Raw genomic sequence first — 14,723 nt, 5'->3', positions numbered from 1 at the left:
ATCACCACCAAGTTGATCCGCCGGGGGACCCACCGCAGCGTCCAGGCTTTGGAGAAGGACATCCGTGACTGGGCCGCCGCGTGGAACGAGGCTCCTCGGCCGTATGTGTGGACCAAAACAGCCGAGGAGATCCTCCAGAGCATCGCGGTGTACTGCCAACGCATCCCGAAACGAACTAATAAATCAGCACACTAGGGTCTGTTTTTTGAACCGGCCTCAGCTTGTGGGGGGGTCGGGCGCCCACGGGGTTCTGGAGGTGGTGGAGGCGGGTTCGTGAGGAACGAGCGAACCCGCCGGAGACACCGAAGGTTCCCGTGCTTCGGGCGCCCGAACACGGGCCGAAGCGAAGCGGAGGTCCCAAGAAACACTGTCTAGGTCTGGCTGGCGCGGATGGCGCCGACCACCGCTGCGGTGAGGTCGTCGATGATCTCCTCCTCGCCGACCTCGGGGTGCTCCAGCCACCACTCCCCCGCCGCCTGCACCATGCCCACGACGGCGTGCGCGACGATCTGGGAGCGCGGGCGGTCGCCGACGCGCTGTTCGGCGACGAGCTGGTCGGCGAGCTCCTCGCCCAGGCGGCGGACCATCATGCCCAGGTCGCCGCGGGTCCGGGAGTCCTCGGAGGTGGCCCGGTCCATCAGGAACCGGTAGAGGTTGAGGTTCTGGGAGATCATCGACAGGTAGGCGCCGACCGTGGCACGGGCCCGGACCTCGAACTCGGTGTGCTGGTGCAGCTCCTCGCGGATGCGCTCGATGAGCGGGTCCACGTGGCGCCGGGCGAGCGCCCGGTACAGGCCGCCCTTGTCCCCGAAGTGCCGGTACAGGATCGGCTTGCTGATCCCGGCCTCGGCCGCGATGGCCACCATCGACGCGTCCGGGCCGTCGCGCTGGATCACCCGGTCGGCCGCGTCCAGGATGGCGCGGCGCCGCTCGGGGTCGCGTCCGCGCACGCCCCTCCCCCCGCGCGGGGCGGGCGCCTCCGGCACGGGCGCGCCGGAGGCGTCACTGCTGTCGGTCAGCGCGGTCCGCCGCGCGCGTTCGAGTGCCACAAGGGTTCACCGTAGCGGCTCGCGGAGCCCGGATCAGGCCCGGAGCGCGATCCAGGTGGCCCTGGCCAGGGCCAGGAGGCGGCCCGTGCCGTCGTAGAGGGCGCTGCCGGTGGTGATCTTGCGGCCGTCGACCGCCTCCAGGTGTCCCATCACCACGTGGGCGTCGCCGGTCCGGGGCGCCTCGTCCACGCGGACGGTGATGCGGCCCAGGAGGGCGGGGCGGTCGGAGATGGCGCTGGACCAGCCGCCGGGGCAGTCCAGGGCGGCCCACACCTGGGCGAGGCCGACCCCGCCGGAGCCCTCGTCCAGGGAGGGGTGCGGGGTCCAGGTGCAGGCGACGGTGTTGCCGACCCCGTCGGGGCCGGTGCCCGGGCGCACGGAACCGGCGAACAGGCGCAGGCCCTCGCCCTCGGCGCGCTCGGGGCCGCAGCTGTAGCAGCGCGGGAAGGGGTGCCCGGTCAGGCCCGCGTAGCGCTCCTCGGCCTGGCGGGCCTCGGGCACGGTGACGGGGCCGCCGGGGATGACGGAGGCGTCCGGGAGGTCGGCGGTCACCGCCTCGGCCACCAGGCGGGCGCCCTCCACCGCACCGGGGTCGGTCAGGTGGAGGGCGCCCTCGGGGCCGCCCTCCACCGTCAGCGGGCGCTCCAGGGGCGGCGGGGTGCGCAGGGTGACCTGGACGGCCGGTCCGCCGACGGCGGTCAGCCGCGCGGCGAGCAGTCCCGCCGTGTAGCCGCCGTTGCCCGACCCGTCGGGGCCGTTGTATCCGGTGGGGATGGTGAGGGTGGGGGCGCCGTTGCCCGCGGTGGCGTTCATGGGAGCCAGGTTAGGGGCCGGATGTCCGCACCGGCCAGGGCGGTCCGGGCGGCGCGGTCCGGTGGCCGGGCACCACCGGTCACACGTGGCAGTCCACGGTGACCGGATAGGTGTCGTCGGGCAGGGCGTCGATCGCCGGGTTGGCGCGCCGCAGGTACTCGCGGCGGCGGGGCCGCCAGTGGTCCGGGCCCTCGTAGCCGGGCAGGGTGTCGCGGTCGTACCAGGTGCCGTCCAGGTCGAGGAAGGCGTAACCGGGCACGGCCTGGTCTCGGGCGGTGGCCGCGAACTCGTCCCTGGACACGGAGTACCACTCGACGGAGCAGGACATGCCGGGTCCCAGTCCGGCCTCGAGGAGCTCGCGCACCGCGGGCTGGCTCCGGTAGTGCCGGATCGCAGCGGCCCGGTCCCCGCCGAACTCCCCTGCGCGCGCCCGCCCGACCAGGGCCTCGACCGTCTCCGCGGGAGGGTTGCGGCGCAGGACGGCGTGGGCCGCGTCCCACTGACGCGCGGCCTCGTCCCCCGCGCGGGCCCGGTGCTCGGCGAAGGCGAGCAGGTGCTTGGGCGCGCCGGTGACCCTGCGCGGGTCCTGCTCCCCTCCGGGCAGGACCCGGGGGTCAGTGTGGTCGGAGGACAGGAGCATCCCCCTGTACCGGCCGCCGATCGTCCAGTAATCCCACTTGGCCCAGGGGTTGTCCGTGGTCACCACGTAGTGGCTGCCGACCTCGTCGTCCCACAGGACGGGTTCGCCCACCCATGAGCTGAGGACCGCCGACCGGTCGCCGAGGTCCAGGCCGCGCGCGTGGTCGGGGTGGCGCGTGTAGAAGTCCAGCGCGTCGTCGTGGGCCCCGTCCCAGTCGTCCTCGTACTCGTGGTCGCGGTGCGGTGGGACCCGAACCCTCTCGTCGTACGGAGCCATCAGCGGGTCGAGGGCCTCGTCCAGGGCGCCCTCCAGGTCCTCGCCCGGGTTGTGGTGGCCGTCGACCGCCACGAGTACGGCGAAGTGCACAGTCTCCCCTTCCGTCGGGACACCCGGTCAGGATCGCCGTGTCCGCCCGCCCGGGCAACGGGATTTCCGCGGCCGTGGTCCGGTGCGGCCCCGGGAGCGCGGCGCCCCCGCCAGGCGCCGGAGCAGGCGCGTGTGGGCGCTCCACCGGGCGGGGTCAGACGTCGACCTGCATGACGGCCTCGCCGTCGCCGATCTCGGGGAAGGCCAGGGTGAACCTGTTCCCCTCCGCGAGCATGCCGCTGCCCTGACCGGCCTCCTTCAGCGTGATCGTGGTCGTGCCGCCATCGGAGCGGTTCTGCTGGAACGTCGCCTCTCCCCCGGTGATCGACCCGATCACGATCTCCGTGCCGCCCGCCTCCTCAGGAACCGGGATCCGGTCACCGGGCTCGACGGTGACCCGGCACTGTCCGTCCTCACAGGAGGCGAGGTCCCTGCCTTCCTCCGGCAGGTCCGCCAGGGTGGGCAGGCCGACGGACGCAGAGGGCGAGGCGCTCGGGGAGGCCGGGGCGGAGGGCGACGCGGAAGCCGGGGGCTCAGCGGCGGCGGAGGATGCGTCCTGTTCCTGCTGGCTCGGGGACGAGCAGGCGGTCAGGGCGGCGAGCGGCAGTACGAACGCGGCGAAGCGCAGGTGCGGGAGGTTCATGGCGTCAGCATAGGAGCGGCGACATCGCTCCGTCATCGGTTCACCACGGAAACTCCCCGGCGTGCGAACACGGACGGGACGGGACGGACGGGCCGCCCCTCCGCGGGCGGGGCCCTCCGAACGGCCCTCCCGTCCGCGCGTCGTCAGCGCACCGGCAGGCCCGTGACGGCGCGGCCGATGATGAGCTTCTGGATCTCGCTGGCGCCCTCGAAGATGGTGAAGATCGTGGCGTCGCGGTGCCAGCGCTCCACGGGGTACTCCCTCGTGTAGCCGTTGCCGCCGAGGATGCGCACCGCGTTCTGGGTGACGAACGTGGCGGTCTCGCTGGCGTAGAGCTTGCTCATCGAGCCCTGCGCGCTGTCGAAGTCCTTGTCGTTGCGCGCCATCCACGCCGCGCGCCACACCAGCAGGCGGGCCGCGTCGATGCGGGTGGCCATCTCCGCCAGGGTGAAGGCCACGCCCTGGTTCTCACCGATCGGGCGGCCGAACTGCTCGCGCTGGGTGGAGTAGTCGCGGGCGTACTCGTAGGCGGCGCGGGCGCAGCCCACCGCCATCGCGCCGACCGTGGGACGGGAGGCCTCGAAGGTCTTCATGGCGGCCTGGCCCTTGGAGCCCCTGCCCTCGCGGGCGCGGGCCAGGCGCTCGTCGAGCTTGTCCTTGCCGCCCAGCAGGCACGAGCCGGGCACGCGCACGTCGTCCAGGACCACCTCGGCGGTGTGCGAGGCGCGGATGCCGTGCTTGGCGAACTTCTGCCCCTGGCTGAGTCCGGGCGTGTTCGGAGGCACGATGAACGTGGCCTGCCCGCGCGAGCCGAACTCGGGCTCCACCGAGGCGACCACGACGTGGATGTCGGCGATACCGCCGTTGGTGGCCCAGGTCTTGGTGCCGTTGAGCACCCACTCGTCCTTGGCCTGGTCGTAGACGGCGCGGGTCCGGATGGCCGAGACGTCGCTGCCCGCGTCGGGCTCGGAGGAGCAGAACGCGGCGAGCCTGATGTCGTCGGGGGTGCCGAACATCTGCGGCGTCCACTCGAAGAGCTGTTCCTGGGTGCCGTTGGCGGCGACGGACACCGCGGCCAGGCCGGTGCCGGTGATGGCCAGGGCGATGCCCGGGTCACCCCAGTACAGCTCCTCGAAGGCCACGGGGATGCCGACGCCGCTGGGTTCCAGCCACTGGTTGGCGAAGAAGTCGAGGGAGTACAGGCCGATCTTGGCGGCCTCCTGGATGATCGGCCAGGGGGTCTCCTCCCGCTCGTCCCACTCGGCGGCGGCGGGGCGGATGACGTCGGCGGCGAATCCGTGGGTCCAGTCCCGGACCTCGCGGACGTCCTCGCTCAGTTCCAGGCTGAAGCCGGGCGCGGGGGCCTCACTCATGCGCTTACATCCTTTGTCGGGCCCTCCGGGGGAAGGAGGGGGCCAGTATGTGTTACCAACGGTAACAGCAAGCTCCGCGCGCCACAACGCCGCACCCGCACGTGTGAGGGGGCCGGGGGCCAACGCCCGCCGCCCCCCGGCCCCCTCGCACGCTCCTTCCGGGCCCGCCGCTCAGTCGAGGCTGTGCTTCTCCAGGAAGGTGTAGACGTCGTGCTCGTCCACGCCCGGGAAGGTCCCCGAGGGCAGCGCCGAGAGCACGTGGGAGTGCGCGCGGGCCGACGGCCACACGTTGCCCTCCCAGCGCGCGGCCAGGTCCGCGGGCGGGTGCACGCAGCACTCGCCGCTGGGGCAGTTGGACTTGGTGCGGTTGGTGGTCTCGCGCCCGCGGAACCAGCGCGACTCCTTGTAGGGCACTCCCAGGGTGATGGCGAAGTTGCGCTCGCGGCTGGGGTCCACGTGCGCCACGCACCAGTGGGTGCCGTTGGGCTTGTCCGTGTACTGGTAGTAGATCGAGTAGCGGTCCGGCGAGGCGAAGACCTGGCGCCCCGACCACTGGCGGCACATGCGCTGGCCCTCGATGGCCCCGGTGTCGTCGGTGGGGAAGACGAGGCCGTCGTTCTCGTAGGCCTTGTAGATGATGCCGGTCTCGTCGTTGCGGATGAAGTGGCAGACCAGGTCCAGGTGGCGGTGGGCCAGATTGGTGAACCGGTGCGCGGCCATCTCGTAGGAGACCGAGTACACGTCGCGCAGGTCCTCCACCGACAGGTCGCGGGCCTGCTTGGCCTCCTGGAGGTAGCGCACCGCGGTGGACTCGGGGATGAGGACGGCGGCGGCGAAGTAGTTGGCCTCCACCCGCTGGCGCAGGAAGTCGCCGAAGTCGCGCGGCCTGCCGTGGCCCAGCACGACGTGGCCCAGGGTCTGGAGCAGGATCGTGCGCGGGCTGTGCATGCCCAGCGTGGTCTCGCGCTTGAGGTAGATGCGCCGGTTGACGTGGTCGGTGAGGGAGCGCACCGATCGGGGCAGGTCCTGCACGTACTTGAGGGAGAACCCGTGGTGGGTGGCGATGGCGAGGATCTGCCCCTGGGACAGGGCCCCCGCGGTGTAGTTGACGGCGTCGAGGGTCTGGGCCGCCGCCTTCTCGATGCCCTCGAAGTAGTTGCCGCGCTCGCGCATCTGGCGGCGCAGGTCGGCGTTGGCCCGGCGCGCCTCCTCGGGGGTGGCCGTCGGCTTGGCGCTGCGCCGCCGGAGCTCCCCGTACAGGCCCACGATGTGTTCGAGCACGTCGTTGGGGACCCGTTTGCCGATCCGCAGGTGCGGCAGGTTCAGGTCCTGGTAGACCGTGTCGCGCTGGGCCTCCTCGACCGCGATCTCCAGCTGCGCGCGGCGGCTCGGGGGCTGCTTGGACAGCAGTTCCTCCACCGAGACGCCCAGGGCGGAGGCCAGGGAGGTGAGGAGGGAGAGCTTGGGCTCGCGCTTGCCGTTCTCCAGCAGGGAGAGCTGGGAGGGGGCCCGGCCCACGCGTTCGCCCAGGTCGGAGAGGGTGAGGCCGCGTGCCCGCCGCAGATGGCGGAGCCGCTGACCAAAGGTGACGAGATCCAGGTCACCTGTCAAAGACGGTATTTCTTCAGCACCAAAGTACGCCATGGCTTCATAGTACGGAAAGAATCGACGATCTTCGCAAGATTTCCAGTGGAAAAGCCTCGGAACTTCACCAAGAATCTAGTTACCGGCGGGGAACTTACCGCTCAGGGCTCAGCCCCCTGGCTCTGACCTGGCCTTCTCGACCGGTGTGAACACTTGGGGACTACACGTAAGGCGGGATCGAACATGGGCACCAGCGCTCGACGACAGGAAGCCAGCGCCGCACTCCAGCGCGACTGGGAGACCAACCCCCGGTGGGCCGGTATCGAGCGCACCTACTCCGCCGACGACGTGGTCAAGCTCCGCGGTTCGGTCACCGAGGAGCACACCCTGGCCCGCCGCGGCGCGGAGCGCCTGTGGGACCTGCTCCACACCGAGGACTACGTCAACAGCCTCGGCGCCCTCACCGGCAACCAGGCGGTCCAGCAGGTCCGCGCCGGGCTGAAGGCCATCTACCTCTCCGGCTGGCAGGTCGCGGCCGACGCCAACCTCTCGGGCAACACCTACCCGGACCAGAGCCTGTACCCGGCCAACTCGGTCCCGGCCGTGGTCCGCCGCATCAACAACGCGCTGATGCGCGCCGACCAGATCACCTGGGCCGAGGGCGACGACAGCGCGCCCGAGTGGCTCGCCCCGATCGTGGCCGACGCCGAGGCCGGGTTCGGCGGCGTCCTCAACGCCTACGAGCTGATGCGGGGCATGATCGCCTCCGGCGCGGCGGGCGTGCACTGGGAGGACCAGCTGGCCTCCGAGAAGAAGTGCGGCCACCTGGGCGGCAAGGTCCTCATCCCGACCGGGCAGCACGTCAAGACGCTCAACGCCGCACGCCTGGCCGCGGACGTCGCCGGTGTCCCGTCCCTGGTCATCGCGCGGACCGACGCCCAGGCCGCGACCCTGATCACCAGCGACGTCGACGAGCGCGACCAGCCCTTCGTCACGGGCGAGCGCACCGCGGAGGGCTTCTACCGCTTCCGCAACGGCGTCGAGGCCTGCGTGGCCCGCGGCCTGGCCTACGCCCCGCACTCCGACCTGCTGTGGATGGAGACCGCGACCCCGGACCTGGAGGTCGCCCGCGACTTCGCCGAGCGGATCAAGGCCGAGTACCCGGACCAGATGCTGGCCTACAACTGCTCGCCGTCCTTCAACTGGAAGCGCCACCTGGACGACGCGACCATCGCCAAGTTCCAGCGCGAGCTGGGCCACATGGGCTACAAGTTCCAGTTCATCACCCTGGCGGGCTTCCACTCGCTCAACCACTCGATGTTCAACCTGGCCAAGGGCTACGCCCAGAACGGGATGACCTCGTACGTCGAGCTCCAGGAGGCCGAGTTCGCGGCCGAGGCCCAGGGCTACACCGCCACCCGCCACCAGCGCGAGGTCGGCACCGGCTACTTCGACTCCATCAGCACGACCATCTCCCCCGAGGCCAGCACCACGGCTCTCACCGGCTCCACCGAGGAAGACCAGTTCTCAGCGGCTCACTGACACTGGTCTTCGTTCCCAGGAGGCCGTCCCTCCCCGCTTTCGTGGCTGGGGCGGGGCGGGCGGCCTCCGCCCCCTAGCCGTCGGCCATGCGCGCTCCGTGTCACACGCGCATGGCCGGCGGCTTGTCCCGTGCCGTGCCCGGAGTGTCCGCCGCGTCCGTTTTCGGTCGTCCCGGGCACGGGTTCGGTCCCCGGAGGAAACGGGACGCACTGGCCCCCCGCGCGGCCGGGACCTAGGCTGACGGCTGCACCGGGCCGCGCCCCCGCGGCCCGCCCGGAGAACCGGAGGCCTGGCTTGAAGATGTTCGAACCGTTCCTCGCCGCCCTGGCCGCACTGCGCCGGGTGCTCGCCGTGGGCGCCCTGGCCACCGTCGTGGTCCTGGGTACCGCGGCCTGCGACGACCTCATGCCGAACGTGAACGTCGAACAGGGCGACGACGATGACGGCGGTGGAGATGACGGCGGGGACGACGGTGGCGACGACGGCGACGACGACGGTGGCGACGACGGCGACTGAGCCCGCGCCCCGCTGACCCGCTGCCGCCGCCGGGCATGCCCCGAGCGGCGGCGCGGGCCCACTCCCCGCTCCCCCGCCCCCGCTGGTCCCGGTCCCTCTCCCGGACGCGGACGACGCGCCCCGCCGCATCGGGGGACGTCACTCTCCGCGCTTTCCTGGTCACGGACACGGAATACGCCCTAGGCTGGGTCACGGACGGATAACACCCGGCTCGCGTCCACCGCCCGGACCCGGGCGGACCCCGGCACGAGCCGCGACCCGAGGGAGTCAGCGATGAGGTTCGAGGACATCAGCAGGCAGACCCTGACCGCCCTGCGCCGGGCGCTGGCGGGCTCGGCGATCGCCGCCGTGGCCGTGTTCGGCGTCGCGGCCTGCGAGGACCCCGAGGGGGCCGACGCCCCGACCGTGGACACCCCGGGCGACAACCAGGGCGACGAGGACGACGGCGGCCAGGAGAACAACCAGGACGGTGGCGAGGACGACGACGGCGGGAACGAGGACAACGGCGGCGAGGGCGACATGGAGAACAACGACAACGACTGACCGCCCCCGGCGGCGCGGCCGGACGGGCCGGGGCGGGCCCTCAGGCCGCGCCCCGGCGCGTCTCCGGCCCGCCCCGCTCCCCCAGGTCACCGGCCACCGTCGACAGCGCGTACATTGCAACCCGTGACCGACAAGACCCACACCCCGGACGCCGAACTGCCCGCGGGGACGCCGCCCGCCCCCTCCGTCCCCGTCGCGCGCGGACTGCTGCGCTGGGAGATCCTGTGCGTGCTCGCCCTGTCCCTGGGCGCCGCGGCGGTCTCGGCGACCATCTCCTTCCTCGGCGTGCTCACCGAGCCCCAGTCCCTGGCCGAGCAGACCGCCAGCCTGGTGCGCCCCCGCGCCGACCAGGAGCGCCCGTGGCTGGACCTGTCCTGGCAGCTGTTCGCGTTGGCCAACGCCCTGGTCCCGGTGCTGCTGGTGGCCTACCTCCTGCGCCGTTCGGGCGACTCCTCGGCCACGATCGGCTTCGACGTGCGCCGTCCCGGCTTCGACCTGGGCACCGGCGCCCTGCTGGCCGCGCTGATCGGCCTGAGCGGCCTGGCGCTGTACGTGGTCTCCTGGCAGCTGGGGCTGACGGTCACGATCCAGCCCAGCACCCTGGCCGGGAACTGGTGGGACGTGCCCGTCCTGGTGCTCCAGGCGGCCAAGAACGGGATCCTGGAGGAGGTGATCGTGGTCGGCTACTTGCTGCACCGGCTGGGGCAGCTGGGGTGGACGCCGTGGAAGGCGGTGCTGGCCAGTTCGGTGCTGCGCGCCTTCTACCACCTCTACCAGGGCGTGGGGATGTTCTTCGGCAACCTGGTGATGGGGCTGGTCTTCGGCTGGTTCTACCTGCGTTACGGACGCGTGATGCCCCTGGTGGTGGCGCACACGGTCATCGACGTCGTGGCCTTCGTCGGCTCGGTCTACCTCATCGGCCGTCTGGACTGGCTGCCCTCGTGAGGCCGCGTGCGGAGATGGCGTCCTCCAGGTAGCGGGGGCGGCCCAGCAGCAGGCCCATGGCCAGGTTGACCACGACCAGCACCGCCAGCAGGAGCAGGGGCGCGTGCCAGCCGCCGCTGAGCTCGCGCAGCAGCCCGAACAGGAAGGGGCCCGCGCCGCCCATGAGGTAGCCCAGGCTCTGGCTGACGGCCGAGAGCGCCGCCGTCCCCGCCCCGGTACGGGTGCGCAGCGCGAAGGCGGTCAGGGCGAAGACGAAGCTGCCCATGCCGATCCCCAGGAGCGTGGTCCAGGCCCACACGCCCGCCAGCGGGGCGAACCACAGCCCGACCAGGCCCGCGAGGTAGGCGGCGGCGAAGGCCACCACGAAGGGGCGCTGGTCGCTGGTCCGGGTCAGCAGCGTGGGCAGCACCAGGGACATGGGGATGCCCAGGACGGTGAGGTAGGACAGCGCCAGGCCCGCGCTCTGGGCGTCCATGCCCTGGTCGCGCAGCATCTGCGCGTACCAGCCGAACATGATGTAGGCGACCGAGGACTGGGTGCCGAAGTAGAGGACGGACTGCCAGCCCAGGCCGGTGCGCAGCACCTGGCCGAAGCCCAGGGCCTGGGAGGCGTCGCCGCGCGCGGGCTCGTGGCGCAGCACCAGCAGCCAGGGGACGGCGGCCACGACGCCGAAGAGGGCGTAGGCGCCCAGGGCCGCGCGCCACTCGCCGGTGGACTGCTCCAGGGGCACGGTGGCCGCGGCGGCGATGGTGGTGCCCAGCGCCAGGCCGGTGGTGTACACGGTGGTCATGAGGCCCACGCGGTCGGGGAAGTGCTCCTTGACCAGGGCGGGCAGGATGACGTTGCCGACCGCGCCGCCGGACAGGGCCACCACGCTCAGGGCCAGGAACATCCACGGCTCGGGGGCCGCGGCCCGGGCGGCGAGGCCGACGGTGAGGGCGGTGAGCGCGTAGACCAGCAGGTGGTGTTCGCCCAGGCGGCGGGCCAGGGCGGGGGTCAGGCCGCCGAAGAGCGCGAAGCACAGCACCGGCAGGGTGGTGAGGATCCCCGCGCCGACCCCGGTCATGCCCAGTCCTGCGGTGACCTCGTCGAGCACGGGGCCGACGCTGGTGATGGCGGTGCGCAGGTTCAGCGCGGCCAGGGCGATCCCGGCGGCGAGCAGCAGAAGTACCGCGCGCGGGGGACGGCTCGGGGCGGTCCGGCCTGCGGCGGGGCAGCTCTTCACGGAGGTGCGGGGGGCTGGTCCGGCGCTCATGGAGGCGACTCGCAGAAATTCATAGGATGACCCGATGTACTTCATGAGGATAACGCATTACCGTTCAAGGACAATTCCCGACCGTAACTGGTCTAAGCTCCGGCCTTAACCGTTCCTTGCCTGTGCGCTGGCCCAGTCATCCGGCGACCCGCCCCTAGGAGGTATACGCGTGCCCCTCGCCTCGACACGCCGGACCGGTCTCGTCGACCAGGTCATCAGTCAGCTACGAGCACAGATCGACTCGGGTGAGTGGGGCGTGGGCGACCGCATCCCCACCGAGTCGGAGCTCTCCGACCAACTTGAGGTGGGCCGCAACACCGTCCGCGAGGCGGTCCGCGCCCTGGCCCACGCCGGACTGCTGGAGATCCGCCAGGGGGCGGGCACCTTCGTGCGGGCCTCCAGCGAGCTCGGCGGCGCACTGCGGCGCCGTCTGGAGCGCTCCCGCCTGAGGGAGAACCTGGAGGTGCGCCGCGCGCTGGAGGTGGAGGCGGCCCGGCTGGCCGCGCTGCGCCACAGCGACGAGGACATGGCCGACATCGACCGCGCCATGGCGCTGCGGGAGGCCGCCTGGCGCGAGCGCGACATGGGCGCGTTCGTGGAGGCGGACTTCACGTTCCACCGCGCGGTGGTCAACGCCACGCACAACACCCTGTTGATCGACCTGTACGACGACATCGCGCAGGTGGTGTACGCGAGCATCGCGCACACGGCCTACGAGCAGGGCGACGAGGCCACCGCCCGGCCCTCCTCGGCCACCGACGGCGTGGACCACTCCAAGCTGACCGAGGCGATCCGCGGCGCCGACGCGGCCGGGGCCGCGCGGGAGGCCACCTGCTACATCGACGAGCTGCTCTCGCTCACCGAGGACTGAACGCCCCCCGTCGGACCCGGTCCGGCCAAGCGGCGCGCCAGCGGCCTGGGAGCGTTCCCACGCGTTTCCGGCCCGGTGCGCGCACCGGGCCCCAGCGGCCGCTGAGGTGTCCGGACGGGTTCCGGGGCCCTCACGGAACTGTGTCCGGTACGCGCACCGGGCCCCAGCCGCAGCGGAGGGGTCTGCGAGCGGACCCGGCGTGCGCCGCACGACCGCGCGGCCCCGGGGACGGCGCAACACTCTCCGGCGCCGGCCCGGCCGCGCCTGGACGGCTCCTCGGGCTCACTCCCAGGCGTCGCCCACGGCCGAGCGCGGCGAGGTCCGCGAACGCGCCGGGGAGTGCCCCTCGGCGCCGCGCGCGGCGGTGTCGCGGAGGGCGCCCAGGGTCCGCGGGCGCCCCGGGCGCCGGGAGCGGTGCTCGGAACGGCCCTCCCAGCCCGCGACCCGCGAGGGGTCCAGACCGAGCAGGTCCAGGGTGCTCTCCCCCGCGTAGACGGCGTCGATGATCTCGCGTTCGCGCGAGACGCTGTCCACGGTCGCGGCGATGATGGAGCCGACCTGCCCCCGGGGCAGGCACACCACGCCGTCGTCGTCGGCGACGATCCAGTCGCCCCGGCGCACCGGCAGGGGCGCGGGGCCGCCCGGCGTCATGCTGATCTGGCGGCCCACCGACCCGCCCGCCTCGTGCGCGGCCTCGCGCACCGCGACCCCGGCCCCGAACACCGGCAGCGCGCACCGGGCGATGGCCGCGATGTCGCGGACACAGCCGTCCAGGACGATGCCCGTGACCCCGCGGGTGCTGGCGGCCACGGCGAGGATCTCGTCGACGTAGCCGTACTCGGCCTCCCCGGCGACGTCCACCACGAGGGCGGAGCCGGGGGGAGCCTGTGCCACCGCGACGTGTATGGCGAGGTTGTCCCCCGGCGTGCAGCGGACCGGGAAGGCGGTCGCCGCGAAGGCGGCCCCCGGCCAGACGGAGAACAGGTGCGTCCCGAACGGCCTGCCGCCACACCGCGCGAGCGCCACCGTGCCCACAGCCGTCAACGTATCCGCCAGTGCCACGTCAGCCTCCCACTACACCCGCGCCCGGTGCGGCCGGTACGGACCGACCCCTTCCCATACTCACGGGTAACTTAAGCGTGACGCAAGCCATGCACGCGGGAAACACGTAAAAACGCTACCGCTGGTTACAGATACGGACGGAGAAGCCGCCAGCGCCTACCCAGCGTGCCCGCCGCCCCGGACGGCCATCCGCGGCGCGTCCCCCTCCCTCCGCCGCGCCGCGGACCGGCGCCCTCAGGGCGCGACCCACTCCAGGGGACGCTCGCCCCCCTTGCGCTCCTTGCGCACCGACAGGTGGTCCCAGGACTCCACGTAGCCGACCCCCGGGGTGGCGCGCACCCCCTCCAGGGCCTCCACCAGCTGGCAGCGGTCGGGCGCGGTGAGGGTGCCGATGACGTCGTAGCGCCCGAAACCGCTGGCCAGGAAGGAGATCCTGGGCATGTTCGCCAGCGCGGCCCCCAGCAGTTCGGCGTCGCCACGGCAGCGCAGGCCGAAGCCCAGCCGCTCGTTGGCCCCCACCGCAGTGGGCTCCACCAGCGCGGTCACGTGCACCACGCCGGAGTCGAGCAGCCGCACCACCCGCGATCGGGCCGCGGCCTGTGACAGGCCCACCTGGCGGGCGAGGTCCGCGTAGGAGGACCTGCCGTCCCTGAGCAGCTGCCGGACCAGGCGCCAGTCCAGGGCGTCCAGTTCGACGTCGCGCAGCTCCCGGACGCTGCTGTGGGCGTCCTTGAACACGGAGTTGGCGCGGAAGACCTCCGCGCCGTCCACCCCCGGCAGCGCGCGCAGCTCGGAGAGCTCCTTGGTCAGGGCGGCGTCGTCGGCCACCCGCACCTGCGCCACGGCCGGGAACCGCCCGGCCGAGTGCGCGGCGAAGGTCACCGCCTCCCTCTCCCCCAACGCGTCCAGCATCGGCCCCACGGGACCGCTGACGCGGAACGACACGTGGCTGAGGACCTCCATTCCCACGACTCCGGCGTGCAGCACCCCGACGATCCTGATCGCCCCGGACTGCACGAGCTGGCGCACTCTGGCGCGTACCGCGGTCCTCGACAGGCCGACCCCGTCGGCCAGTGCCTGGAACGTCGCTCTGCCGTCCCCTTGCAGCGCGCGCATGAGCGCGGTGTCAACCGCATCGAGCACGATGGCTTGCCTTTCATTCCCATGACGCCGCCCTTCCCCCGGACGACGCCCCCTCCTGCGGCCAGATCATCGCAGCTGCGGCGTGCGCGCACTACTGATCGCCAAAGAAATCGGTTGATCTCCCCCTTTGGCCGCTCCGGAGGGGGTGGCCAATACCCCATCAGCCGCGTGCGAGACACATAACAGACTTGTATAGAACATCCCTCATGACTGAGTAGTGGTGCACACAAACTCGCGCAAAGCGCCACACTTAACTGTCGGGCCCGCACACGCACCACGCGGCCCCCACGCCCGGAGGAGGACGGCCCGCGCGGCACGTCCGGAGAGCACGGGTCCCACCCGCAGGGGAACCGGATGACCCTTCTCAGGCGTGTACAC

Annotated in this window: 14 protein-coding genes and 1 pseudogene; 6 read left to right on the top strand and 9 right to left on the bottom strand. The window is 72.3% G+C overall.

Translation table 11 applies throughout. From position 1 onward, the window contains the following. A pseudogene (locus tag FYW99_RS20040) lies at nucleotides 1–195 on the top strand (IS630 family transposase); the annotation flags it as partial. Nucleotides 196–371: 176 nt separating this feature from the next. Here the strand turns inward: FYW99_RS20040 and FYW99_RS20035 are convergent. The 6 genes from FYW99_RS20035 to FYW99_RS20010 all read right to left on the bottom strand — a co-directional run bounded on the left by FYW99_RS20035 (nucleotide 372) and on the right by FYW99_RS20010 (nucleotide 6,495). After that, nucleotides 372–1,049 (bottom strand): TetR/AcrR family transcriptional regulator, encoded by a 678-nt coding sequence (locus FYW99_RS20035; protein ID WP_150253550.1) that lies wholly within the window; start codon nucleotides 1,047–1,049, stop codon nucleotides 372–374. A 33-nt stretch (nucleotides 1,050–1,082) separates the two neighbouring features. After that, nucleotides 1,083–1,862, bottom strand: coding sequence for a hypothetical protein (locus tag FYW99_RS20030; protein ID WP_150253549.1), 780 nt, complete (start codon nucleotides 1,860–1,862; stop codon nucleotides 1,083–1,085). A 79-nt stretch (nucleotides 1,863–1,941) separates the two neighbouring features. Continuing rightward, nucleotides 1,942–2,868, bottom strand: coding sequence for a hypothetical protein (locus FYW99_RS20025; protein WP_150253548.1), 927 nt, complete (start codon nucleotides 2,866–2,868; stop codon nucleotides 1,942–1,944). A gap of 154 nt (nucleotides 2,869–3,022) precedes the next feature. Then, the gene (locus FYW99_RS20020; protein ID WP_150253547.1) at nucleotides 3,023–3,511 is read right to left on the bottom strand and encodes a hypothetical protein; all 489 of its coding nucleotides are present in this window, start codon (nucleotides 3,509–3,511) and stop codon (nucleotides 3,023–3,025) included. Between the two features lie 143 nt (nucleotides 3,512–3,654). Then, the gene (locus tag FYW99_RS20015) at nucleotides 3,655–4,884 is read right to left on the bottom strand and encodes an acyl-CoA dehydrogenase family protein (protein WP_150253546.1); all 1,230 of its coding nucleotides are present in this window, start codon (nucleotides 4,882–4,884) and stop codon (nucleotides 3,655–3,657) included. A gap of 171 nt (nucleotides 4,885–5,055) precedes the next feature. Beyond that, complete coding sequence (locus tag FYW99_RS20010) at nucleotides 5,056–6,495, bottom strand: helix-turn-helix domain-containing protein (protein ID WP_061079084.1); 1,440 nt, start codon at nucleotides 6,493–6,495, stop codon at nucleotides 5,056–5,058. Between the two features lie 216 nt (nucleotides 6,496–6,711). On the opposite strand from FYW99_RS20010, the gene aceA reads away from it, so the two are divergent. From aceA to FYW99_RS19990, 4 genes are all read left to right on the top strand, one after another. Further along, the gene (aceA, locus tag FYW99_RS20005; protein ID WP_150253545.1) at nucleotides 6,712–8,010 is read left to right on the top strand and encodes an isocitrate lyase; all 1,299 of its coding nucleotides are present in this window, start codon (nucleotides 6,712–6,714) and stop codon (nucleotides 8,008–8,010) included. Between the two features lie 300 nt (nucleotides 8,011–8,310). Continuing rightward, a complete protein-coding gene (locus FYW99_RS20000) occupies nucleotides 8,311–8,526 on the top strand; it encodes a DNA primase (RefSeq protein WP_394350367.1) in 216 nt (71 codons plus the stop codon). A 273-nt stretch (nucleotides 8,527–8,799) separates the two neighbouring features. Then, nucleotides 8,800–9,069, top strand: a complete 270-nt coding sequence (locus tag FYW99_RS19995) for a hypothetical protein (RefSeq protein WP_150253543.1) — start codon at nucleotides 8,800–8,802, stop codon at nucleotides 9,067–9,069. Nucleotides 9,070–9,192: 123 nt separating this feature from the next. Next, the gene (locus tag FYW99_RS19990; RefSeq protein ID WP_150253542.1) at nucleotides 9,193–10,014 is read left to right on the top strand and encodes a CPBP family intramembrane glutamic endopeptidase; all 822 of its coding nucleotides are present in this window, start codon (nucleotides 9,193–9,195) and stop codon (nucleotides 10,012–10,014) included. On the opposite strand, the gene FYW99_RS19985 is transcribed toward FYW99_RS19990, so the two are convergent. Beyond that, nucleotides 9,983–11,269 (bottom strand): CynX/NimT family MFS transporter, encoded by a 1,287-nt coding sequence (locus FYW99_RS19985; RefSeq protein WP_190394733.1) that lies wholly within the window; start codon nucleotides 11,267–11,269, stop codon nucleotides 9,983–9,985. The genes FYW99_RS19990 and FYW99_RS19985 overlap by 32 nt on opposite strands. Nucleotides 11,270–11,438: 169 nt before the next feature. On the opposite strand from FYW99_RS19985, the gene FYW99_RS19980 reads away from it, so the two are divergent. Further along, entirely contained in the window at nucleotides 11,439–12,140 is a 702-nt protein-coding gene (locus FYW99_RS19980; RefSeq protein WP_150253541.1) for a FadR/GntR family transcriptional regulator, read from the top strand. Nucleotides 12,141–12,422: 282 nt separating this feature from the next. Here the strand turns inward: FYW99_RS19980 and FYW99_RS19975 are convergent, their stop codons facing one another. After that, on the bottom strand, nucleotides 12,423–13,175 hold the full coding sequence (locus FYW99_RS19975; protein WP_150253590.1) for an RraA family protein: 753 nt from the start codon (nucleotides 13,173–13,175) through the stop codon (nucleotides 12,423–12,425). 261 nt (nucleotides 13,176–13,436) lie between these two features. Then, complete coding sequence (locus FYW99_RS19970; RefSeq protein WP_150253540.1) at nucleotides 13,437–14,345, bottom strand: Lrp/AsnC family transcriptional regulator; 909 nt, start codon at nucleotides 14,343–14,345, stop codon at nucleotides 13,437–13,439. Between the last annotated feature and the right edge of the window lie 378 nt (nucleotides 14,346–14,723).

The organism is Nocardiopsis deserti (assembly GCF_008638355.1).
In the GTDB taxonomy this organism is placed as follows: Bacteria; Actinomycetota; Actinomycetes; order Streptosporangiales; family Streptosporangiaceae; genus Nocardiopsis; species Nocardiopsis alborubida.
The sequence above is the reverse complement of the archived record's forward strand: the minus strand, read 5'-3'. Positions and strand labels throughout refer to the sequence as shown.